We start from the raw sequence: 21,418 nt of genomic DNA, 5'->3' as shown, positions 1-21,418 counted from the left end.
AGCGGGCGGCGTGATGCTGAACAAATACCCTCTGTGGAAATACGTACTGATCCTGGCGGTGCTGGCGATCGGTTTTATTTATTCCGCTCCCAATCTCTATCCTGATGACCCGGCGATCCAGATCTCTGGCGCCAGCACTTCGCTGCAGGTCAATCAGGCTGATCTGGAACGCGCGAGCAAAGCGCTGACTGACGCGGGCATCCAGGTTAAAGCGGCAACCTTGGCAGCTGGTTCCAAAGGCGGCTTGTTGCGCCTGACCAAGCAAGAAGACCAATTGCCGGCCAAGGACGTTGTACGCAAGGTCATGGGTGACGATTACGTCGTTGCATTGAACCTGGCACAGACCACGCCACAATGGCTGCGCAGCATTGGCGCGCACCCGATGAAGCTGGGTCTGGACTTGTCCGGTGGTGTGCACTTCCTGCTGGAAGTCGACATGGGCAAGGCTCTCGACGCGCGTCTGAAAGTCTACGAAGGCGACGTGAAGAGCCTGCTGCGCAAAGAGAAACTGCGTTATCGCAGCTTGCCGCAGCTCAACGGTGCCATCCAGCTGGGTTTTGCTGACGAAGCGTCCCGCGAGCAGGCCCGTGCGCTGATCCGCAAGAATTTCAATGACTTCGACATCGTGCCGGCCGACTTGAATGGTCAGGCTGTGTTGCGCCTGGCGATGAGCCCGGCCAAGATCGCCGAGATCCGCGAGTACTCCATCAAGCAGAACTTGACCACGGTACGTAACCGCGTCAACGAGCTGGGTGTGGCCGAGCCGATCGTGCAGCGTCAAGGCGCCAACCGCATCGTGGTTGAGCTTCCGGGCGTGCAGGACACCGCTGAAGCCAAGCGTATCCTGGGTAAGACCGCCAACCTGGAATTCCGCCTTGCAGCTGAGCCGGGTGCCACTCGTGCGACCTCCGAAGAGTTCGAGTTCCGCGAGGGCAATCGTCCTCCTGCGTTGATCGAGCGTGGCTTGATCATCACCGGTGACCAGGTGACCGATGCCAAGGCCGGTTTCGGCGAGCACGGCACCCCTGAAGTGAACATCCGCCTGGATGGTCACGGTGGCGAACTGATGAGCCGCGCCACGCGCAGCAACGTCGGTCGCAGCATGGCGGTGATCTTCATCGAGCAGCGCCCTGTTACCACCTATACCAAGCAGATGGTCAACGGCGTCGAGAAAGACGTGCCGGTGCAGACCTTCAAGGAAGAGAAAAAGATCATCAGCCTGGCGACCATCCAGTCGCCGCTGGGTGCGCAGTTCCGCATCACTGGCCTGAACGGCCAGGGTGAGTCCTCCGAGCTGGCGCTGCTGCTGCGTGCCGGTGGCCTGGCTGCACCGATGTACTTCGCTGAAGAACGTACCATCGGCCCGAGCCTGGGTGCCGACAACATCACCAAGGGTGTGGATGCGGCGCTGTGGGGCATGTTGTTCGTGTCGCTGTTCATCATTGCCATCTACCGCTTCTTCGGCGTTATCGCCACCGTCGCACTGGCGGGCAACATGGTGATGCTGCTGGCGCTGATGTCGCTGCTGGGCGCGACGCTGACCTTGCCGGGTATCGCCGGTATCGTGCTGACCATGGGTATGGCGGTTGACGCCAACGTACTGATCTTCTCGCGTATCCGTGAAGAGATCGCCGCCGGCATGACCGTACAGCGTGCTATCAACGAAGGCTTCGGCCGGGCATTTACCGCGATTCTCGACTCCAACTTGACCACTTTGCTGGTCGGCGGGATTCTCTTTGCCATGGGCACCGGCCCGGTCAAAGGTTTTGCGGTGACCATGTCCCTGGGTATCTTTACCTCGATGTTCACGGCCATCATGGTGACCCGCGCAATGGTCAACCTGATCTTTGGCGGGCGTGACTTCAAGAAGTTGTGGATTTAAGGGGCTGCCATGTTACGTACAATCAACTTCATGGGCGTTCGCAACGTTGCGTTCGGCGTCACCGTGCTCCTTACCGTTCTGGCGTTGTTCAGCTGGTTCCATAAGGGCCTGAACTACGGTCTGGACTTCACCGGTGGTACGCTCATCGAGCTGACCTACGAGAAGCCGGCCGATGTCACCCTGGTGCGCGACGAGCTGGTCAAGGCCGGCTATCACGAAGCCGTCGTGCAGAGCTTTGGTGCCACCACCGACCTGCTGGTGCGTATGCCTGGCGAAGACCCGCAACTGGGTCACCAGGTAGCCGAGGCCTTGCAGAAGGTCGGCGGTGACAACCCGGCTTCGGTCAAGCGCGTCGAGTTCGTCGGCCCGCAGGTGGGTGAAGAACTGCGCGACCAGGGCGGCCTCGGCATGCTGATGGCGCTGGTCGGCATCATGATCTACCTGGCCTTCCGCTTTCAGTGGAAGTTCGGTGTCGGCGCCATTGTGTCGCTGATCCACGACGTGATCGTGACCGTGGGTATCCTGGCCTACTTCCAGATCACCTTCGACCTGACCGTATTGGCGGCCGTACTGGCGATCATTGGTTACTCGCTCAACGACACCATCGTGGTATTCGACCGGGTTCGTGAGAACTTCCGGGTGCTGCGCAAGGCGACGTTGATCGAGAATATCAACATCTCCACCACCCAGACGCTGCTGCGGACCATGGCGACGTCGATCTCCACCTTGCTGGCGATCGCCGCGCTGATGATCTTCGGGGGCGACAACCTGTGGGGCTTCTCGCTGGCGCTGTTCATCGGTGTTCTGGCGGGTACCTACTCGTCGATCTACATTGCCAACGTGGTGCTGATCTGGCTGAACCTCAACAGCGAAGACTTGATCCCTCCTGCTGCTACTGGCAAGGAGGTCGACGACCGCCCTTGATGGGCGTTAGTTGATCGGCTGTTACAAGAAGGGCGCGAGTATTGAACTCGCGCCTTTTTTTTTGCTCCAAGGCTGGGTATAGCGCGGATCTTTCGATCCGTTTGTGATGGTCAGGAGGTTCAACGTGAACAAGTCGTTGCTGGTTGGTGCGGTATTGGGTGCTGTCGGTGTGACTGCCGGGGGTGCTGTTGCCACCTACAGCCTGGTAAAAAGCGGCCCTGAGTATGCGCAAGTACTGGCGGTACAGCCGGTTAAAACCCAGATCAAAACCCCTCGTGAGGTCTGCAAGGACGTCACTGTGACCCGGCAACGTCCGGTGCAGGATCAACATCAAATCGCCGGTACCGTGGTCGGCGCCCTTGCGGGTGGCCTGTTGGGTAACCAGATCGGTGGCGGTAATGGTAAGAAGCTGGCCACCGTGGCCGGTGCGGTCGGTGGCGGTTACGCCGGTAACAAGGTTCAGGAAGGCATGCAGAACCGTGATACCTACACCACCACGCAAACCCGCTGTAACACTGTTAACGACATCAGCGACAAGGTTGTCGGTTATGACGTGCGTTACAACCTGGATGGCAAGGAAGGGACTGTGCGTATGGAGCGTGATCCAGGCGGCCAGATTCCAGTCGACAAAGAAGGTCGTCTGATCCTGGGTCAGAACCAGCAGTAATTTCGGGCCTGGCACTGATTCAAAGGCCAGGTGCAGTTCAAAATGTGGGAGGGGGCTTGCCCCCGATTGCAGTGGGTCAGCACCTGATTAGCTGGCTGACCCACCGCCATCGGGGGCAAGCCCCCTCCCACATTTGATAAGTATTGCTGCTGTTTCACGGGGCTGGCACAAATCCCACGCATAAAAAAAGCACCCCTAGGGGTGCTTTTTTGTGCCCGCTCGCTTAACGCTTCAGCGAAGCCGGCAGGTGCGGCTGGATCGCCGTCAGTACTGCCTTGAAGCATTTGGTGTTGCCGGCAACCACGTGGCCTTTCTCCAGGAAGTCGTGACCACCGGTGAAATCGCTCACCAGGCCGCCTGCTTCCTGGATCAGCAGGGCGCCTGCTGCCATGTCCCACTCGGACAGGCCTGATTCCCAGAATGCATCGAAACGACCGGCGGCGACATAGGCCAGGTCCAGGCTGGCTGCACCGGCGCGGCGGATACCGGCGGTCTGGCCAACCAGGGCGCGGAACATGCCCAGGTAGTTTTCCAGGTTGTCCATCTGGTCGTCACGGAACGGGAAGCCGGTGCCCAGCAGGGCGCCTTCCAGGCTCGTGCGACCGCTGACGCGCAAGCGACGACCATTGAGCTGGGCGCCACGGCCACGGCTGGCGGTGAACTCTTCCTGGCGCACCGGATCCAGCACAACAGCGTGTTCCAGGCGGCCACGGTATTTGCAGGCGATGCTCACGGCAAAATGCGGGATGCCGCGCAGGAAGTTGGTGGTGCCATCCAGTGGGTCGATGATCCACAGGTAGTCTTCGCCTTCGCCGCTACCTTTGTGCAGGCCGGTTTCTTCGCCGAGGATGCCGTGGGTAGGGTAGGCCTTGCGCAGGGCGTCGATGATCTTCTGTTCGGCGGCGCGATCCACTTCGGATACATAATCCTTGGCGTCTTTTTCGTCGACCTTGATGGTATCCAGGCGCTCGATGGAGCGGAAGATCAATTCACTGGCGCTGCGGGCGGCGCGCAGCGCGATATTCAGCATGGGCTGCATGGATGTGTCACCTAAGGTTGTTAAAGAAAGCCGGGCATTCTAGCAGAAACTTTCCTCAGGTGAAGGACGACGTTAGCTTTCATGGCATAACCTTAGGCTGTTCTGTAAGATTTGCTCCCCTTTCCCGTGTCCGAGAGCGCCTCCCTTGCTGCAAAACATTCGTGTCGTCTTGGTCAATACCAGTCATCCCGGCAATATCGGCGGGGTGGCGCGAGCCATGAAAAACATGGGGCTGACGCGCCTGGTGCTGGTCGAACCGCGGGTGTTCCCGCACCACGAGGCCGATGCCCGTGCGTCTGGCGCCAATGACATTCTTGAAAAAGCCCAGGTCGTCGCCACTCTGGAAGATGCCCTTGTTGGTTGCAATCTGGTGCTTGGTACCAGCGCCCGTGACCGGCGTATCCCCTGGCCGCTGCTGGATCCGCGAGAATGCGGCACCAAAGTGGTAGAAGAGGCTGCCGGTGGCGCTGAGATCGCCCTGGTGTTCGGCCGTGAAGACTCCGGCCTGACCAATGAAGAGCTGCAGCGATGTCATTATCACGTGCATATCCCCTCAGACCCTGAGTTCAGCTCGCTGAACCTCGGGGCGGCGGTGCAGGTGTTGACATACGAAGTGCGCATGGCCTGGCTGGCAGCTCAAGGCCAGCCGAGCAAGATGGAGAAGGACGAGGTTGCGTCGACCAAAAGTGGCGAGTTGGCCACCATGGACGAGCTCGAACGCTTCTATGAGCACCTGGAGCAAACCCTGGTGGCCATCGAATTCCTCGATCCTGAAAAGCCACGGCACTTGATGGCGCGCCTGCGTCGTTTGTACGGTCGCAGCTCGGTGAGCCGGGCGGAGATGAATATATTGCGTGGCATCCTCACGGAAACCCAGAAAGCGGCCCGTGGTGAGCTTCTTAAGCGGAAGGATTAAAAATGTTCGAGCGTTTGCGAGAAGATATCCAGAGTGTTTTCCATCGTGACCCGGCGGCGCGCAACGCCTTTGAAGTGCTGACCTGCTATCCGGGCCTGCACGCGATCTGGATTCACCGTCTGTCCGGCGCCTTGTGGGGCATGGGCTGGAAATGGCTGGCCCGGCTGGTGTCGAACTTCGGTCGCTGGTTGACCGGCATCGAGATTCATCCGGGCGCCAAGGTGGGACGTCGCTTCTTTATCGACCATGGCATGGGTATTGTCATAGGCGAGACCGCCGAGATCGGTGATGACGTGACGCTTTACCAGGGTGTGACCCTGGGCGGTACTACATGGAATAAAGGCAAGCGTCACCCGACCCTGGAAAATGGTGTAGTGGTGGGGGCGGGCGCCAAGGTGCTGGGGCCCTTTACCGTGGGCGCCGGTGCCAAGGTAGGTTCCAACGCCGTGGTGACCAAGGCTGTACCTGCTGGCGCCACCGTGGTGGGTATTCCGGGTCGCATCATCGTCAAGCCGGAGGTCGGCGACGAGCAGGAGGCCAAGCGCAAGGCCATGGCCGAGAAGATCGGTTTCGACGCCTACGGCGTCAGCGAAGACATGCCCGATCCGGTGGCTCGCGCCATTGGCCAGCTGCTTGATCATCTGCAAGCAGTGGACGGCAAGCTGGACGGTATGTGTGGTGCGCTGAAGGATCTGGGCAGCCCATACTGTGCGAAGGATCTGCCTGAGTTGCGCGAAGAGGACTTCGCCCAGATCAAGGATGAAGCCGCTACCAAGGCAAGCTGAGGTCCCCTGTGGGAGGGGGCTTGCCCCCGATAGCGGTAGGTCAGTTGATGCCTGATTGGCTGACATTCAGTCATCGGGAGCAAGCCCCCTCCCACATTTTGATCTCCATTGGTCTCGAGATCTCTGCCTGGCCCTGTTCCTGCTGTTCGATCCCACCCCATCCTGCTATGATTCGCGCGCCCTTTTTACGGGTATTCCTGACTAAAGTACTAGGTCTTATAGTTGACTTAAATACTCGGGAATCGCATACTTGCTCCCATTCTGAAACACCTTGGTACTTGTCCATGAGACTGACTACAAAAGGCCGATACGCGGTGACCGCCATGCTTGACCTGGCCCTGCACGCGCAAACTGGGCCGGTGTCCCTGGCCGATATCTCCGAGCGCCAAGGCATTTCCCTGTCCTACCTTGAGCAGCTGTTCGCCAAATTGCGCCGCAGCAATCTGGTTTCCAGCGTTCGTGGTCCAGGTGGTGGCTATCAATTGTCCCGCGACATGCAGGGCATCCAGGTGGCCCAGGTGATCGACGCGGTCAACGAATCCGTCGATGCCACCAAATGCCAGGGTTTGGGTGATTGCCACGCCGGCGACACCTGCCTGACACACCACTTGTGGTGTGACTTGAGCCTGCAGATCCATGAGTTTTTGAGTGGTATCAGCTTGGCTGATCTTGTGACTCGCCGTGAGGTGCAAGAAGTAGCCCAGCGTCAGGACCAGCGCCGTTGCAACACCAAGGCGCCGCGTCTGGACAAGATCGAAGCGTCCGCCGTCGAGTGACAGCCGAAGAGCTAACGGCGTGCCAGCCAGCCTGATTTAGGAGAAAGTCCATGAAATTGCCGATTTACCTTGATTACTCAGCGACCACCCCGGTTGATCCGCGTGTTGCGCAAAAAATGAGCGAATGCCTGCTGGTTGACGGAAACTTCGGCAACCCGGCCTCCCGCTCCCACGTATTCGGCTGGAAGGCCGAGGAAGCGGTTGAGAACGCGCGTCGCCAGGTCGCTGATCTGGTCAACGCCGACCCGCGTGAAATCGTCTGGACGTCCGGTGCTACCGAGTCCGACAACCTGGCTATCAAGGGTGCGGCGCATTTCTACGCGACCAAGGGCAAGCACCTGATCACCACCAAGATTGAGCACAAGGCTGTCCTCGACACCATGCGCCAACTGGAGCGTGAAGGTTTCGAGGTGACTTACCTTGAGCCCACCACCGACGGTATCGTCACCCCTGCGATGATCGAAGCCGCGATGCGTGAAGACACCATCCTGGTTTCCGTGATCCACGTGAACAACGAAATCGGCACCATCAACGACATCGCCGCCATCGGCGAGCTGACGCGCTCCAAGGGTGTGTTGCTACACGTCGACGCCGCTCAGTCCACCGGCAAGGTCGATATCGACCTGTCCAAGCTGAAAGTCGACCTGATGTCGTTCTCGGCTCACAAGACTTACGGCCCTAAAGGCATCGGCGCTCTCTACGTCAGCCGCAAGCCGCGCGTGCGCATCGAAGCGACCATGCACGGTGGCGGCCACGAGCGCGGCATGCGTTCGGGCACCCTGGCGACCCACCAGATCGTCGGCATGGGCGAAGCCTTCCGCGTGGCCAAGGAAGACATGGCTGCCGAAAATGTGCGTATCAAGGCCCTCAGCGATCGCTTCTACAAGCAGGTCGAGAACCTTGAAGAGCTGTACATCAACGGCAGCATGACTGCCCGTGTACCGCACAACCTGAATTTGAGCTTCAACTATGTCGAAGGCGAGTCGCTGATCATGGCGCTCAAGGACCTGGCGGTCTCGTCCGGTTCGGCCTGTACCTCGGCATCCCTTGAGCCTTCGTATGTATTGCGCGCCCTGGGCCGCAACGACGAACTGGCACACAGCTCGATCCGCTTTACGTTCGGCCGCTTCACCACTGAAGAGCAAGTCGACTACGCGGCGCAGAAGGTCTGCGAAGCCGTCAACAAGCTGCGCGTTCTGTCGCCGCTGTGGGACATGTACAAAGACGGTGTCGATATTTCCAAGATCGAGTGGGCGGCACACTAAATATAGAAGCCGCCACCCAAGCTCTGTAGGAACGTGGCGGTAAACGCAGGCGTTTCTACAGGGTTCCAGAGCGGCCCTGATGAGTGAGGATTCAGTACCATGGCTTACAGCGAAAAGGTCATCGACCACTACGAAAACCCGCGCAACGTCGGCAAGATGAACGCGGAAGATCCTGATGTCGGCACCGGCATGGTCGGCGCTCCGGCGTGCGGCGATGTGATGCGCCTGCAGATCAAGGTCAACGATGCTGGCGTTATCGAAGACGCCAAATTCAAGACTTATGGCTGCGGTTCGGCCATCGCCTCCAGCTCCCTGGCGACCGAATGGATGAAAGGCAAGACTCTGGATGAGGCTGTCACCATCAGCAACACCCAGCTGGCCGAAGAACTGGCACTGCCGCCAGTCAAAATCCACTGCTCCGTACTCGCTGAAGACGCCATCAAGGCGGCGGTTCGCGACTACAAGCAGAAGAAAGGCTTGATCTAAGCATTTGGCGACGAGTAAGGAGTCAACGATGGCTATCAGCATGACAGAAGCGGCAGCGCAGCACATTCGCCGCTCCCTGAATGGGCGCGGTAAAGGTGAGGGGATTCGTCTGGGTGTTCGCACCACGGGCTGTTCCGGCCTTGCCTACGTGCTGGAGTTTGTCGACGAGGTGGTTGAAGAGGATCAGGTGTTCGAAAGTCACGGCGAGAAAGTGATCATCGACCCCAAGAGCCTGACCTACCTGGACGGCACCGAACTCGATTTCGTCAAGGAAGGGTTGAACGAAGGCTTCAAGTTCAACAACCCCAACGTGCGCGGTGAATGTGGCTGCGGCGAAAGCTTCAACATTTGAGGCTACTCGTGGGTACTCCTTGTCATTTCGCTTTATTCGAGCTGCAGCCGAGCTTTCGGCTGGACCTTGAGCAGCTTGCCACGCGCTATCGAGAACTGGCGCGTGGGGTGCATCCGGACCGCTTTGCCGACGCTTCCGAGCGTGAGCAACGCCTGGCCCTGGAGCAATCGGCCAGCCTCAACGAAGCCTATCAGACGCTCAAAAGCCCTCCCAAACGCGCGCGCTATTTGCTGGCGATGAAGGGCGGTGAGTTGCCGATGGAAGTCACTGTGCATGACCCGGACTTCCTGATGCAGCAGATGCAATGGCGTGAAGAGCTCGAAGATCTGCAGGACGAAGCCGATGTGGCGGGTGTCGCGGTCTTCAAGCGTCGTCTGAAAACCGCCCAGGACGAGCTCAACGAAAGCTTTGCGGCCTGTTGGGATGATGCGGCGCAACGTGAACAGGCCGAGCGCCTGATGCGGCGCATGCAGTTCCTCGACAAGCTCACCTACGAAGTGCGCCAGCTAGAAGAGCGCCTCGACGATTAACCCAGTGCTGCCCGTGATGCACGCCTGATAGACAGATAAGACCTGATTACCATGGCCCTACTGCAAATCGCCGAACCCGGCCAAAGCCCTCAACCGCACCAGCGTCGCCTGGCGGTCGGGATTGACCTGGGCACCACCAATTCCCTGGTTGCTGCCTTGCGCAGCGGCCTGTCCGAGCCGCTGCCCGATGCCGATGGGCAGGTGATCCTGCCGTCTGCCGTGCGTTACCACCCTGATCGTACCGAAGTGGGGGAGTCGGCCAAGTTGGCCGCGTCCTCGGACCCCCTGAACACTGTGCTGTCGGTCAAGCGCTTGATGGGTCGTGGGCTGTCCGACGTCAAGCAGTTGGGCGACCAGTTGCCGTACCGCTTTGTCGGCGGTGAATCCCATATGCCGTTTATCGACACCGTCCAGGGCCCGAAAAGCCCGGTCGAAGTGTCGGCCGATATCCTCAAGGTGCTGCGCCAGCGTGCGGAAAAAACCTTGGGCGGCGAGCTGGTCGGTGCGGTGATCACCGTTCCGGCGTATTTCGATGACGCCCAGCGTCAAGCCACCAAGGACGCGGCGAAACTGGCCGGCCTGAATGTACTGCGTCTGCTCAACGAGCCGACCGCTGCGGCTGTGGCCTACGGCCTCGATCAGCACGCTGAAGGCCTGGTCGCCATTTATGATCTGGGCGGCGGCACCTTCGATATTTCGATCCTGCGCCTGACCGGCGGTGTTTTCGAAGTGCTGGCCACCGGCGGCGACAGCGCCCTGGGCGGCGATGACTTCGACCACGCCATCGCCGGCTGGATCATCGCCAGCGCCGGTTTGTCTGCCGACCTGGACCCGGGCGCGCAGCGTAACTTGCTGCAAACTGCCTGTGCGGCCAAGGAAGCGCTGACTGATGCTGCATCTGTTGAAGTCAAGTATGGTGATTGGTCGGCACAGCTGACCCGCGAAGCCTTTGACGCGCTGATCGAGCCGATGGTCGCCCGCAGCCTCAAGGCTTGCCGTCGTGCTGTGCGTGACTCCGGTATTGAACTGGAAGATGTCGGCGCTGTGGTCATGGTCGGTGGCTCCACTCGCGTGCCCCGTGTGCGTGAGGCGGTTGCCGAAGCCTTTGGTCGCCAGCCGTTGACTGAAATCGATCCGGATCAAGTGGTGGCCATTGGCGCCGCAATCCAGGCCGATACCCTGGCTGGTAACAAGCGCGATGGTGGCGAACTGCTGTTGCTCGACGTGATTCCGCTGTCTCTGGGCCTGGAAACCATGGGCGGCCTGATGGAGAAGGTGATTCCACGCAACACCACCATCCCCGTCGCGCGCGCCCAGGATTTCACCACCTACAAAGACGGCCAGACGGCCATGATGATTCATGTGCTGCAAGGCGAGCGCGAGCTGATCAGCGACTGCCGCTCCCTGGCGCGTTTTGAATTGCGCGGCATCCCGGCCATGGTGGCGGGGGCGGCGAAGATTCGCGTGACCTTCCAGGTTGATGCTGACGGCCTGCTCAGCGTGGCTGCACGTGAGTTGGCTTCGGGCGTTGAGGCCAGCATCCAGGTCAAACCGTCCTACGGCCTGACCGACGGCGAAATCGCCAAGATGCTCAAGGACTCGTTCCAGTATGCCGGTGACGACAAGGTTGCCCGCGTACTGCGTGAGCAGCAAGTGGATGCCCAGCGCCTGCTCGAAGCGGTGCAGGGCGCCCTTGAAACCGACGGCGAGCGCCTGCTGGATGCCGAAGAGCGCATGGTCATCGACCTGCAGATGCAGGAATTGGCCGAACTGATGAAAGGCAACGATGGTTACGCCATCGAGCAACAGACCAAGCGCCTGTCGCAAGTGACTGATGCCTTTGCTGCCCGTCGTATGGATCAGACGGTGAAAGCCGCACTGGCGGGCCGCAACCTGAATGAAATCGAGGAATAACTGATGCCGCAGGTCACTTTTCTACCGCACGCCGAACACTGCCCGGATGGCATGGTCGTGGAGGCAGAGACCGGCAAGTCCCTGCTTGACGTCGCGCACGACAACCATATCGAGATTGAAAGTGCCTGTGGTGGCGTCAATGCCTGCACCACTTGCCACTGCATCATTCGTAAAGGTTTCGACAGCCTCAATGAGGCTGACGACCTGGAAGAAGACTATCTTGATAGGGCGTGGGGGCTGGAGCCGACGTCGCGTCTGAGTTGCCAGGCGAAAGTGGGGACTGAAGACCTCACCGTTGAAATCCCGAAATATTCGCTCAACCATGCCGCCGAAGCGCCGCATTGATTCAAGGAAGTGTCATGAGTCTTAAATGGGTTGATGTACAAGAGATCGCTATCCTGTTGGCCGATGGCAACCCGGATCTGGATCCTTACTCCCTGAACTTTGTAGCTTTGCGTGACATGGTCATGGCATTGCCCGGGTTCGAAGATGAGCGTGATCGTGGTGGTGAAAAGGTCCTGGAAGCGATCCAGACTGCCTGGAAAGAAGAACAGGACTGACGCCTCCCTCACGCAGTTAGGCAATACCCAATAACCCGCGTATAATTCGCGGGTTTAATTTTTCGTAAATTACCGTTTCTGGAGTTACACCATGGCTGTTCAACGTACTTTCTCCATCATCAAGCCTGACGCTGTTGCAAAAAACGTCATCGGCGAGATCACCACTCGTTTCGAAAAAGCCGGCCTGAAGGTTGTAGCTTCGAAACTCAAGCAACTGTCCAAGGCTGAAGCTGAAGGCTTCTACGCTGAGCACAGCGCTCGTGGTTTCTTCGGCGACCTGGTTGCCTTCATGATCTCCGGTCCTGTTGTTGTTCAGGTTCTGGAAGGCGAAAACGCTATCGCTCTGAACCGTGAGCTGATGGGCGCTACCAACCCTAAAGAAGCGGCTGCCGGCACCATTCGTGCTGACTTCGCTGAGTCCATCGACGCCAACGCTGTTCACGGTTCGGACTCCGAAGCCGCTGCTGCTCGCGAAATCTCGTACTTTTTCGCTGCTACTGAAGTAACCGCTCGCTAAGCATCGGCTTAAAGAGTGAGGGTGAATCCATGACTACATCGACTGTTAAAACCAACCTGCTGGGTCTGACTCAGCCGGAAATGGAGAAATTCTTCGACTCAATCGGGGAGAAGCGTTTCCGTGCCGGTCAGGTAATGAAGTGGATTCACCACTTTGGCGTCGACGATTTCGACGCCATGACGAACGTCAGCAAGGCCCTGCGCGACAAGCTCAAGGCCATTGCCGAGGTGCGTGGTCCCGAAGTTGTCAGCGAGGACATCTCCAGCGACGGCACCCGTAAATGGGTGGTGCGTGTGGCGTCCGGCAGCTGCGTCGAGACCGTGTACATTCCCCAGGGCAAACGCGGCACCTTGTGCGTTTCGTCCCAGGCAGGCTGTGCCCTGGATTGCAGTTTCTGCTCCACCGGCAAGCAAGGCTTCAATAGCAACCTCACCGCCGCCGAAGTCATCGGCCAGGTGTGGATTGCCAACAAATCCTTTGGCAGCGTCCCGGCGACCGTCGACCGTGCCATCACCAACGTGGTGATGATGGGCATGGGTGAGCCGCTGCTGAACTTCGACAACGTGATTGCGGCCATGCACCTGATGATGGACGACCTGGGCTACGGCATCTCCAAGCGCCGTGTGACCCTGTCGACCTCCGGCGTGGTGCCGATGATCGATGAGCTGGCCAAGCACATCGACGTCTCCCTCGCGTTGTCGTTGCACGCACCGAATGACGCATTGCGTAACCAATTGGTGCCGATCAACAAGAAGTATCCGCTTAAGATGCTGCTCGAATCTTGCCAGCGTTACATGGCGACCTTGGGTGAGAAGCGTGTGCTGACCATTGAGTACACCATGCTCAAGGACATCAACGACAAGGTCGAGCACGCGGTCGAGATGATCGAGTTGCTCAAGAACACCCCGTGCAAGATCAACCTGATCCCGTTCAACCCGTTTCCGCATTCCGGTTACGAGCGGCCGAGCAACAACGCCATCCGCCGTTTCCAGGATCAACTGCACCAGGCCGGCTACAACGTCACCGTACGCACCACCCGTGGTGAAGACATCGACGCCGCCTGTGGCCAATTGGTAGGGCAGGTGATGGACCGCACCCGCCGCAGCGAACGTTATATCGCCGTGCGCGAACTTAACGCCGCCGAAGATTTGCCGCAAATTGCTGTGAATCGAATCTGAGAGAGGATCTCTATGCCCTTGCGCCTTGCGCTGCTTTTACTGCTTGCCGGCCTCGTTGCCGGTTGTGTTTCATCGGGCCATGACAGCCCTTTGCACACCACTAAAGGCCGTGATGAGGCGCGGGTTGCCTATGTGCAATTGGGCTTGGGGTATTTGCGTCAAGGTATGAGCGAGCAAGCCAAGGTGCCGCTGAAAAAGGCCCTTGAACTGGACAGCGCGGATGCCGATGCCAACGCCGCACTGGCTCTGGTGTTTCAGGCCCAGGCCGAGCCTGAGCTGGCCGACCGCTATTTCAGCAAGGCCCTGGCTTCACGTCCTGCCGATCCCAGGTTGCTGAACAACTATGGCAGTTTCCTGTTCGAGCAGAAACGGTATGACCAAGCCGCTGCTTATTTCCAGCAAGCCAGCGCCGATACTCTTTATCCTGAGCGTTCGCGGGTGTTCGAGAACCTCGGGGTGACTTCGATGCGCCTCGGTCAGCGCGACAGCGCGCGCCAGCAGCTGGAAAAAGCCCTGCATCTGAACAGTCGCCAGCCACGGGCATTGCTCGAAATGGCTGAGTTGTCTTACGAAGACAGGCATTATGTGCCGGCACGAGACTATTACGAGCGTTTTAGCCTGCTCAGCGGGCAAAATGCACGTAGTCTATTGCTCGGTGTGCGCCTGGCGACGGTTCATGAAGAACACGACACGGCCGCACGTTTTGGCCAGCAACTCGAACGACTCTATCCCGGTACGCCGGAATATCAGCAATACCTGTCGGAGCAATGATGAAAGCCGCGCACCCGGAAGATGTAGCAGCTAATCGCGTAAACCCAGGCGAAACCTTGCGTCAGGCCCGCGAAAGCAATGGTTGGTCGCTGGCGGAAGTGGCCCTCAAGCTCAATTTGACCAGCACGTCCCTGGCCAATCTGGAAGCCGGCGCGTTCGACAAGCTGCCTGGGCACACCTTTGCCCGTGGCTATATTCGCGCCTACGCCAAATTGCTGGGTATTGACCAGGCGGTGCTGGTGCAGGAATTCGACCAGTTCACCGGTACCGATGCCCAGGGCAGCAATGTCCATGGCCTTGGGCGCATCGAAGAGCCAACGCGGGTTTCCCACACGATTTTGCGGATTGTCAGCCTGTTGCTGCTGGTTGCCGTGGTCGGCGGCGGTTTCGTCTGGTGGCAAGACCAGGCCTCCCAGCGCAGCAAAGACCTGACCAGCAACGCCATGGAGCACGTCGAAGTCGAAAGCGCCGATGGCACCACCCAGATTCATCCGCTGGACGAGCCGGAAGACCAGGCGGTTGCCGAAGGGCAGGCCGCACCGCAAGTGCCGGCTACGGCTGAGCAGCCGGCGTCGCAAGTGGGCACCACGCCTGCTGACACTGCGGTGGTACAGGCCCCGGTGACCCCGGCAGCACCCGTGGTTCAAGCTCCTGCGGCACCCGCACCCGCACCCGCACCCGCGACGCCTGCGCCAGCCGCACCGGCAACGCCAGCAATGTCGCCTCCGACCACCCCAGCGTTGATCGCCGGTGACGGGCGCGTTCAGATCACCTTCATCGCTGACTGCTGGACGCAGGTCACCGATGGCAACGGCAAAGTGCTGTTCAGCGGTTTGAAGCGTAAGGGAGATACGCTTGACCAGGGCGGCAAGCCTCCTTTGACGCTGCGTCTGGGCTTTGCCCGTGGCGCGCAAGTGGCCTACAACGGCCAGCCTGTAGACGTGGCGCCGTTCACCAGTGGCGAGACCGCTCGCCTCAAGTTGGGACAATAGTCATGCACGGCGAATCTCCAATCAAACGTCGCGTATCGCGCAAGATCTGGGTTGGCTCTGTGCCGGTGGGGGGCGATGCCCCTATCGCCGTGCAGAGCATGACCAACAGCGACACCAATGATGTGGCCGCCACCGTAGCCCAGATCAATCGCCTGGAAGCGGCGGGTGTGGACATCGTGCGGGTTTCCGTGCCGGACATGGATGCAGCCGAGGCTTTCGGCCGCATCAAGCAGTTGGTCAAGGTGCCGCTGGTTGCCGACATTCACTTCGACTACAAGATTGCACTGCGCGTGGCCGAGCTGGGTGTGGACTGCCTGCGTATCAACCCGGGCAACATCGGTCGCGAAGACCGTGTGCGTGCCGTGGTGGACGCCGCCCGTGATCGTGGGATTCCGATCCGCATTGGCGTGAACGCCGGCTCCCTGGAAAAAGACCTGCAAAAAAAATACGGCGAGCCTACCCCGGCGGCGCTGGTCGAGTCGGCACTGCGCCACGTTGAGCACCTGGAACGCCTGAATTTCCAGGACTTCAAGGTCAGCGTAAAGGCCTCCGATGTGTTCATGGCGGTAGAAGCCTACCGCCTGCTGGCCAAGGAAATCGTGCAACCGTTGCACCTGGGTATCACGGAAGCGGGCGGTTTGCGCTCAGGCACAGTGAAATCTGCCGTGGGTCTCGGTATGCTGCTCGCCGAAGGGATTGGCGATACTATCCGCATCTCCCTGGCGGCAGACCCCGTAGAGGAAGTGAAGGTCGGCTACGACATTCTCAAATCCCTGCGTTTGCGTTCCCGTGGTATCAACTTCATTGCCTGCCCGAGCTGCTCGCGGCAGAACTTCGACGTGGTGAAAACCATGAACGATTTGGAGTTGCGCCTAGAAGACCTGCTGGTGCCGCTGGATGTCGCAGTCATCGGTTGTGTGGTCAACGGGCCGGGTGAAGCCAAAGAGGCTCATGTGGGCCTGACCGGTGGTACGCCGAATTTGATTTACATCGACGGCAAGCCGTCGCAGAAGCTAACGAATGACAATCTGGTGGATGAGCTGGAAAAGCTGATCCGCGAGAAAGCGGCCGAGAAGGTCGCCGCTGACGCAGCGCTGATCGCTCGCGGCTGATTGAACGAATTTAAGGATTTGATGTGAGCAAGTCTCTGCAAGCCATTCGTGGCATGAACGACATCCTGCCGGAGCAGACGCCACTGTGGCGCTACTTCGAAAGCACTGTCGCGCGCCTGCTGGATAACTACGGTTACAAGCAGATCCGCATGCCGATCGTCGAGTTCACCGAGCTGTTCAAGCGCTCCATCGGTGAAGTGACCGACATCGTCGAAAAAGAGATGTACACCTTCGAAGACCGCAACGGCGACTCCCTGACCCTGCGTCCGGAAGGCACTGCCGCGTGCGTGCGCGCCGTACTGGAACATGGCATCACCGGTGGTGGCCAAACCCAGAAGCTCTGGTACATCGGCCCGATGTTCCGCCACGAGCGCCCGCAGAAGGGCCGCTATCGCCAGTTCCACCAGATCGGTTGCGAAGTCTTCAACCTTGACGGCCCGGACATCGACGCCGAGCTGATCGTGCTGACCTGGCGTCTGTGGGGCCAACTGGGCATCCGCGATGCGGTCAAGCTCGAACTCAACAGCCTGGGTACCAGCGAGTCCCGGGGCCGCTATCGCGAAGCCCTGGTCGAATACCTGTCGGCTCACCTGGATAAATTGGACGAAGACAGCCAGCGCCGTCTGAAGACCAACCCGTTGCGCGTTCTGGATACCAAGAACGCCGACACCCAGGCCGTATTGGTCAACGCACCGAAAATGGCCGATTACCTGGACGACGAATCCCGCGTGCACTTCGAGGGCCTCAAGGCTCGCCTGGATGCCGCGGGGATTCCCTACGTGATCAACCCCAAGCTGGTGCGTGGCCTCGACTACTACAGCAAGACTGTATTCGAGTGGGTCACCGACAAGCTCGGCGCCCAAGGCACCGTGTGTGCCGGTGGTCGCTACGACGGCCTGGTCGAGCAAATGGGCGGCAAGCCGACCCCGGGCGTAGGCTTTGCCATGGGCATCGAGCGGCTGATCCTGCTGCTGGAAACCCTGGAGCAGGTTCCCGAAGAAATTTCCCGTCAGGTGGACGTGTACCTGTGCGCTTTTGGCGAGGCTGCCGAACTGGCCGCCCTGGCCTTGAGCGAGAAGGTGCGCGACCAACTGCCGAACCTGCGCCTGCAGATCAATGCCGGCGCCGGCAGCTTCAAGAGCCAGTTCAAGAAGGCTGACAAGAGCGGTGCGCTGTACGCACTCATCCTTGGCGATGACGAGTTGGCCCAGCAAGTGATAGGTTTCAAACCCCTGCGTGGCCAGGGTGAACAACAGAACGTTGCCTTTGATGCGCTCGCTGCGCACTTGGCCACCTGCGTCGTGCAGGGTTGAAGCTGTCGAACAGCCGAATTTAGCGATTAAGGAGTATTGGGGTGTCGAGTACTGATGATGAGCAACTGGCCGAGTTCAAGGACTGGTGGCAGCGTAACGGCAAGCCCCTGGTCACTGGCGGCCTGCTGGCTTTAGTGGTGGTGTTCGGCTGGCAAGCCTGGACCAAGTATCAGGCCAACCAATCCCAGGGCGCCTCGATCGTTTACCAGCAATTGCTGGAAACTACCCTGACGCCGGACGGCAAGCCTGACCCTGCACAGGTGGCAGACCTGGCCGGCAAGCTGAAAAACGAATTCGGCGGTAGCACCTACGCCCAGTACGGCAGCCTGTTCGTCGCGAAAGTCGCGGTCGATACCGGCAAGCTGGATGACGCAGCCACCGAGCTGAAGGCCATTGCCGACAAGCCGACCAACCCGACCCTGGGTGAAATCGCACGTCAGCGCCTGGCACAGGTATTGGCGGCACAGAACAAGGCTGACGAAGCACTCAAACTGCTCGACGGCGATGCTGACAAGGCATTCGTGGCCACTCGCGAAGAGCTCAAGGGCGACCTGTTGGTCCAATTGGGTCGTACCGACGAAGCCCATGCTGCGTACCAAAAAGCCAAGGCGGCGCTGTCTGATGAAGCGGCGGTCGGTGGCTTACAAATCAAGCTCGACGACTTGGCCAAAGGGGATGCGTGACGTGATCCGTTGGAAACATGCAGCATTGCTGGCTCTGGCCGTTTTGGCCGCGGGTTGCAGCAGCAACAGCAAAAAAGAACTGCCGCCTGCCGAGCTGACCAGCTTCAAGGAAGAAGTGGTCCTGCAAAAACAATGGAGCCAATCCATTGGTGACGGGCAGGGCGACCTCTACAACCTGTTGCAGCCGGCGATCGACGGCGACAACATCGTGGCCACTGATTCCACTGGCGTCGTGGTTGCCATGGATCGCATGAACGGCGACGTCAAGTGGAAGAAAGACCTCGAGCTACCGGTTTCCGGTGGTGTGGGTGTCGGCTACGGCATGGTGCTGATCGGTACGCTCAAAGGTGATGTGGTCGCACTCGACTCCAGCACCGGCGAAGAGAAATGGCGCGCTCGCGTGACCAGTGAAGTGCTCTCGGCGCCAGCGACCAACGGCGATATCGTCGTGGTGCAGACCCAGGATGACCGCGTGATCGGTCTGGATGCCTCCACTGGCGACCAACGCTGGTTGTACGACAGCACCCCGGCGGTGTTGACCCTGCGTGGTACCAGTGGTCCGATTGTGACCAACAATCTCGCTGTGGCTGGCCTGTCGACCGGTAAAGTAGTCGCCCTGGATACCCAGAACGGCGTGCCAGCGTGGGAAACCCGTGTGGCTATCCCGCAAGGCCGTTCCGAACTGGACCGCGTCGTGGACATCGACGGTGGCCTGCTGCTGTCGGGTGAAACCCTCTACGTGGCCACCTATCAGGGCCGTGTTGCCGCGCTGGACCTGCAAAGCGGCCGCATCAACTGGCAGCGTGATGCTTCCAGCTATGCGGGTGTCGCCCAAGGGTTTGGCAGCGTCTACGTGAGCCTGGCCTCCGGCACCGTTGAAAGTGTCGATGAGCGTTCCACCACTGCACTGTGGAGCAACGACTCGCTGGCTCGCCGCCAACTGTCGGCGCCGGAAGTCTTCTCCAGCTACGTAGCAGTCGGTGACTTTGAAGGTTACCTGCACCTGCTGAGCCAGGTGGATGGTCGCTTTGTCGGTCGCCAACGTATCGACAGCGACGGCCTGCGTGCGCGTCCGCTGGTGGTAGGTAACATGCTTTATGTGTATGGCAACGGCGGCAAGCTGGAAGCCCTGACCATCAAGTAAGAACCATGCTTGGGGTAACACCCAGGCGGCCCTGCTTTTGCAGGGCATGCGGCATCTGACGATGCTGCCCCGAGCACCAGCCGCTGCCCTGCAGCGGCTTTTGTATTTTCTGAAATAACGAAGTGGAGAGCCGCATGGTTCCCGTAATCGCCCTGGTGGGCCGACCTAACGTCGGCAAGTCCACCTTGTTCAACCGCCTGACCAGGACTCGCGACGCCATTGTCGGCGACTTGTCCGGTCTGACCCGTGATCGCCAATACGGTGAGGCAAAGTGGCAAGGGCGCTCCTACATTATTGTCGACACCGGTGGTATCTCCGGTGACGAGCATGGCATGGACGAAAAAATGGCCGAGCAGTCGCTGCTGGCCATTGAAGAAGCCGATGTCGTGTTGTTCCTGGTGGACGCCCGCGCGGGTTATACCGCCGCTGACCAGATGATTGGCGAGCACCTGCGCAAGCGCAACAAGCGTTCCTATCTGGTCGCCAACAAGATCGACAACATCGATCCTGAGGCGGCCCGTGCCGAATTCAGCCCGATGGGCCTCGGTGATGCGATCCCGGTCGCGGGTGCCCACGGCCGTGGCATCACCCAGATGCTGGAAATCGCCCTGCGCGACTTCCCCAAGGATGATGTCGAGGAAGAAGAGGGCGAGGAAGAGATCGTCGCTGAAGGCGAGGAAGCCAAGCGCATTCCTGGCCCGAGCGAAAAAGACGGTATCAAGATCGCTATCATCGGCCGCCCGAACGTCGGCAAGTCGACCCTGGTCAACCGTATGCTCGGTGAAGACCGCGTTATCGTCTACGACCAGCCCGGCACCACTCGCGACAGTATCTACATCCCGTTCGAGCGTAACGACGAGAAGTACACGCTGATCGACACCGCCGGTGTGCGCAAGCGCGGCAAGATCCACGAAGAAGTTGAAAAGTTCTCCGTGGTCAAAACCCTGCAAGCGATCAAAGACGCCAACGTGGTGATCTTCGTGATGGACGCCCGCGAAGGCGTGGTGGACCACGACCTCAATTTGCTGGGCTTTGCCCTGGAAGCCGGTCGGGCCCTGGTGATCGCGATCAACAAGTGGGACGGCATGACGCCGAGCGAGCGCGATTTCGTCAAGATCGAACTGCAGCGTCGGTTGTTCTTCGTCGAGTTCGCCGATATCCACTTTATCTCGGCACTGCACGGTACTGGCGTGGGTAACCTCTACGCCTCGGTACAGAACTCGTTCAAGTCCGCGGTCACCCGCTGGCCGACCAACCGTCTGACCCAGATCCTCGAAGATGCCGTGGGCGAGCACGCACCGCCGATGGTCAACAACCGTCGGATCAAACTGCGTTACGCCCACTTGGGTGGTGCCAACCCGCCGATTATCGTGATCCACGGTAACCAGATCGAGAAGGTGCCCAAGTCCTACGTGCGTTACCTGGAAAACACTTACCGCCGAGTCTTGAAGCTGGTCGGTACGCCGATCCGTATCGAGTTCAAGGGTGGCGAGAACCCATACGAAGGCAACAAGAACACACTGACCGACCGTCAGGTGAACAAGAAGCGTCGTTTGATGACTCACCACAAGAAGGCCGACAAGAAGCGCCGTGATAAAAAATAACGGCAGCT

At 59.5% G+C, this 21,418-nt stretch carries 23 protein-coding genes; 22 read left to right on the top strand and 1 reads right to left on the bottom strand.

Annotated elements, in window-relative coordinates; all coding sequences use genetic code 11:
- Window positions 1-13 precede the first annotated feature (13 nt).
- The 3 genes from secD to PSEBG33_RS05110 all read left to right on the top strand — a co-directional run bounded on the left by secD (window position 14) and on the right by PSEBG33_RS05110 (window position 3,473).
- Entirely contained in the window at window positions 14-1,882 is a 1,869-nt protein-coding gene (secD, locus tag PSEBG33_RS05100) for a protein translocase subunit SecD (RefSeq protein ID WP_005791200.1), read from the top strand.
- Window positions 1,883-1,891: 9 nt separating this feature from the next.
- Window positions 1,892-2,806: a protein translocase subunit SecF gene (secF, locus tag PSEBG33_RS05105; protein WP_005791199.1), complete on the top strand. Its 915-nt coding sequence runs from the start codon at window positions 1,892-1,894 to the stop codon at window positions 2,804-2,806.
- A 124-nt stretch (window positions 2,807-2,930) separates the two neighbouring features.
- Complete coding sequence (locus PSEBG33_RS05110) at window positions 2,931-3,473, top strand: glycine zipper 2TM domain-containing protein (protein WP_005791197.1); 543 nt, start codon at window positions 2,931-2,933, stop codon at window positions 3,471-3,473.
- 223 nt (window positions 3,474-3,696) lie between these two features.
- Here PSEBG33_RS05110 and suhB read toward each other — a convergent pair whose 3' ends face one another.
- Window positions 3,697-4,512: an inositol-phosphate phosphatase gene (suhB, locus tag PSEBG33_RS05115; protein ID WP_005791195.1), complete on the bottom strand. Its 816-nt coding sequence runs from the start codon at window positions 4,510-4,512 to the stop codon at window positions 3,697-3,699.
- A gap of 145 nt (window positions 4,513-4,657) precedes the next feature.
- On the opposite strand from suhB, the gene trmJ reads away from it, so the two are divergent.
- The 19 genes from trmJ (at window position 4,658) to der (ending at window position 21,410) form a co-directional block, all read left to right on the top strand.
- A complete protein-coding gene (gene trmJ / locus PSEBG33_RS05120; RefSeq protein ID WP_005791193.1) occupies window positions 4,658-5,428 on the top strand; it encodes a tRNA (cytosine(32)/uridine(32)-2'-O)-methyltransferase TrmJ in 771 nt (256 codons plus the stop codon).
- A gap of 2 nt (window positions 5,429-5,430) precedes the next feature.
- On the top strand, window positions 5,431-6,213 hold the full coding sequence (gene cysE, locus PSEBG33_RS05125) for a serine O-acetyltransferase (RefSeq protein ID WP_005791191.1): 783 nt from the start codon (window positions 5,431-5,433) through the stop codon (window positions 6,211-6,213).
- A gap of 284 nt (window positions 6,214-6,497) precedes the next feature.
- The gene (iscR, locus tag PSEBG33_RS05130; protein ID WP_003194020.1) at window positions 6,498-6,989 is read left to right on the top strand and encodes a Fe-S cluster assembly transcriptional regulator IscR; all 492 of its coding nucleotides are present in this window, start codon (window positions 6,498-6,500) and stop codon (window positions 6,987-6,989) included.
- Between the two features lie 50 nt (window positions 6,990-7,039).
- Entirely contained in the window at window positions 7,040-8,254 is a 1,215-nt protein-coding gene (locus tag PSEBG33_RS05135; RefSeq protein ID WP_003194019.1) for an IscS subfamily cysteine desulfurase, read from the top strand.
- A gap of 99 nt (window positions 8,255-8,353) precedes the next feature.
- The gene (gene iscU, locus PSEBG33_RS05140) at window positions 8,354-8,740 is read left to right on the top strand and encodes a Fe-S cluster assembly scaffold IscU (protein ID WP_003175965.1); all 387 of its coding nucleotides are present in this window, start codon (window positions 8,354-8,356) and stop codon (window positions 8,738-8,740) included.
- A gap of 28 nt (window positions 8,741-8,768) precedes the next feature.
- Window positions 8,769-9,092, top strand: coding sequence for an iron-sulfur cluster assembly protein IscA (iscA, locus tag PSEBG33_RS05145; RefSeq protein WP_003209680.1), 324 nt, complete (start codon window positions 8,769-8,771; stop codon window positions 9,090-9,092).
- A gap of 8 nt (window positions 9,093-9,100) precedes the next feature.
- Complete coding sequence (gene hscB, locus PSEBG33_RS05150) at window positions 9,101-9,622, top strand: co-chaperone HscB (RefSeq protein ID WP_005791186.1); 522 nt, start codon at window positions 9,101-9,103, stop codon at window positions 9,620-9,622.
- 51 nt (window positions 9,623-9,673) lie between these two features.
- Entirely contained in the window at window positions 9,674-11,536 is a 1,863-nt protein-coding gene (hscA, locus tag PSEBG33_RS05155) for a Fe-S protein assembly chaperone HscA (RefSeq protein WP_005791184.1), read from the top strand.
- A 3-nt stretch (window positions 11,537-11,539) separates the two neighbouring features.
- On the top strand, window positions 11,540-11,881 hold the full coding sequence (gene fdx, locus PSEBG33_RS05160) for an ISC system 2Fe-2S type ferredoxin (protein WP_005791182.1): 342 nt from the start codon (window positions 11,540-11,542) through the stop codon (window positions 11,879-11,881).
- Window positions 11,882-11,895: 14 nt separating this feature from the next.
- Window positions 11,896-12,096 (top strand): Fe-S cluster assembly protein IscX, encoded by a 201-nt coding sequence (iscX, locus tag PSEBG33_RS05165; protein ID WP_003194015.1) that lies wholly within the window; start codon window positions 11,896-11,898, stop codon window positions 12,094-12,096.
- Window positions 12,097-12,187: 91 nt separating this feature from the next.
- Window positions 12,188-12,613, top strand: a complete 426-nt coding sequence (gene ndk, locus PSEBG33_RS05170; RefSeq protein WP_003175956.1) for a nucleoside-diphosphate kinase — start codon at window positions 12,188-12,190, stop codon at window positions 12,611-12,613.
- A 29-nt stretch (window positions 12,614-12,642) separates the two neighbouring features.
- On the top strand, window positions 12,643-13,791 hold the full coding sequence (gene rlmN / locus PSEBG33_RS05175) for a 23S rRNA (adenine(2503)-C(2))-methyltransferase RlmN (RefSeq protein WP_005791178.1): 1,149 nt from the start codon (window positions 12,643-12,645) through the stop codon (window positions 13,789-13,791).
- Between the two features lie 12 nt (window positions 13,792-13,803).
- Window positions 13,804-14,562: a type IV pilus biogenesis/stability protein PilW gene (gene pilW / locus PSEBG33_RS05180; RefSeq protein WP_005791176.1), complete on the top strand. Its 759-nt coding sequence runs from the start codon at window positions 13,804-13,806 to the stop codon at window positions 14,560-14,562.
- A complete protein-coding gene (locus tag PSEBG33_RS05185; protein WP_005791174.1) occupies window positions 14,562-15,554 on the top strand; it encodes a RodZ domain-containing protein in 993 nt (330 codons plus the stop codon). Before pilW ends, PSEBG33_RS05185 begins: the two co-directional genes overlap by 1 nt.
- A 2-nt stretch (window positions 15,555-15,556) precedes the next feature.
- On the top strand, window positions 15,557-16,666 hold the full coding sequence (gene ispG, locus PSEBG33_RS05190) for a flavodoxin-dependent (E)-4-hydroxy-3-methylbut-2-enyl-diphosphate synthase (protein WP_003175952.1): 1,110 nt from the start codon (window positions 15,557-15,559) through the stop codon (window positions 16,664-16,666).
- Between the two features lie 23 nt (window positions 16,667-16,689).
- Window positions 16,690-17,979 carry a histidine--tRNA ligase gene (gene hisS, locus PSEBG33_RS05195; protein WP_005791172.1) on the top strand — a complete coding sequence of 430 codons (1,290 nt, stop codon included), beginning with the start codon at window positions 16,690-16,692 and terminating at the stop codon, window positions 17,977-17,979.
- Window positions 17,980-18,020: 41 nt separating this feature from the next.
- Entirely contained in the window at window positions 18,021-18,662 is a 642-nt protein-coding gene (locus tag PSEBG33_RS05200; RefSeq protein ID WP_003194010.1) for a YfgM family protein, read from the top strand.
- Window positions 18,655-19,806 carry an outer membrane protein assembly factor BamB gene (gene bamB, locus PSEBG33_RS05205; RefSeq protein WP_005791169.1) on the top strand — a complete coding sequence of 384 codons (1,152 nt, stop codon included), beginning with the start codon at window positions 18,655-18,657 and terminating at the stop codon, window positions 19,804-19,806. Before PSEBG33_RS05200 ends, bamB begins: the two co-directional genes overlap by 8 nt.
- A 134-nt stretch (window positions 19,807-19,940) precedes the next feature.
- Window positions 19,941-21,410: a ribosome biogenesis GTPase Der gene (der, locus tag PSEBG33_RS05210; protein WP_005791167.1), complete on the top strand. Its 1,470-nt coding sequence runs from the start codon at window positions 19,941-19,943 to the stop codon at window positions 21,408-21,410.
- Window positions 21,411-21,418 lie beyond the last annotated feature (8 nt).

It is taken from the genome of Pseudomonas synxantha BG33R (assembly GCF_000263715.2).
Lineage (GTDB): Bacteria > Pseudomonadota > Gammaproteobacteria > Pseudomonadales > Pseudomonadaceae > Aquipseudomonas > Aquipseudomonas synxantha_A.
This window is presented reverse-complemented; position numbering and strand designations above follow the sequence as displayed.

Bases quoted from the DNA above. Each gene is read 5' to 3' on its own strand.
- secD (WP_005791200.1), top strand. From the start codon at position 14: ATGCTGAACAAATACCCTCTGTGGAAATACGTACTGATCCTGGCGGTG.
- secF (WP_005791199.1), top strand. From the start codon at position 1,892: ATGTTACGTACAATCAACTTCATGGGCGTTCGCAACGTTGCGTTCGGC.
- suhB (WP_005791195.1), bottom strand. From the start codon at position 4,512: ATGCAGCCCATGCTGAATATCGCGCTGCGCGCCGCCCGCAGCGCCAGT.
- cysE (WP_005791191.1), top strand. From the start codon at position 5,431: ATGTTCGAGCGTTTGCGAGAAGATATCCAGAGTGTTTTCCATCGTGAC.
- iscR (WP_003194020.1), top strand. From the start codon at position 6,498: ATGAGACTGACTACAAAAGGCCGATACGCGGTGACCGCCATGCTTGAC.
- PSEBG33_RS05135 (WP_003194019.1), top strand. From the start codon at position 7,040: ATGAAATTGCCGATTTACCTTGATTACTCAGCGACCACCCCGGTTGAT.
- iscU (WP_003175965.1), top strand. From the start codon at position 8,354: ATGGCTTACAGCGAAAAGGTCATCGACCACTACGAAAACCCGCGCAAC.
- iscA (WP_003209680.1), top strand. From the start codon at position 8,769: ATGGCTATCAGCATGACAGAAGCGGCAGCGCAGCACATTCGCCGCTCC.
- hscA (WP_005791184.1), top strand. From the start codon at position 9,674: ATGGCCCTACTGCAAATCGCCGAACCCGGCCAAAGCCCTCAACCGCAC.
- fdx (WP_005791182.1), top strand. From the start codon at position 11,540: ATGCCGCAGGTCACTTTTCTACCGCACGCCGAACACTGCCCGGATGGC.
- iscX (WP_003194015.1), top strand. From the start codon at position 11,896: ATGAGTCTTAAATGGGTTGATGTACAAGAGATCGCTATCCTGTTGGCC.
- ndk (WP_003175956.1), top strand. From the start codon at position 12,188: ATGGCTGTTCAACGTACTTTCTCCATCATCAAGCCTGACGCTGTTGCA.
- rlmN (WP_005791178.1), top strand. From the start codon at position 12,643: ATGACTACATCGACTGTTAAAACCAACCTGCTGGGTCTGACTCAGCCG.
- pilW (WP_005791176.1), top strand. From the start codon at position 13,804: ATGCCCTTGCGCCTTGCGCTGCTTTTACTGCTTGCCGGCCTCGTTGCC.
- PSEBG33_RS05185 (WP_005791174.1), top strand. From the start codon at position 14,562: ATGAAAGCCGCGCACCCGGAAGATGTAGCAGCTAATCGCGTAAACCCA.
- ispG (WP_003175952.1), top strand. From the start codon at position 15,557: ATGCACGGCGAATCTCCAATCAAACGTCGCGTATCGCGCAAGATCTGG.
- bamB (WP_005791169.1), top strand. From the start codon at position 18,655: ATGCGTGACGTGATCCGTTGGAAACATGCAGCATTGCTGGCTCTGGCC.
- der (WP_005791167.1), top strand. From the start codon at position 19,941: ATGGTTCCCGTAATCGCCCTGGTGGGCCGACCTAACGTCGGCAAGTCC.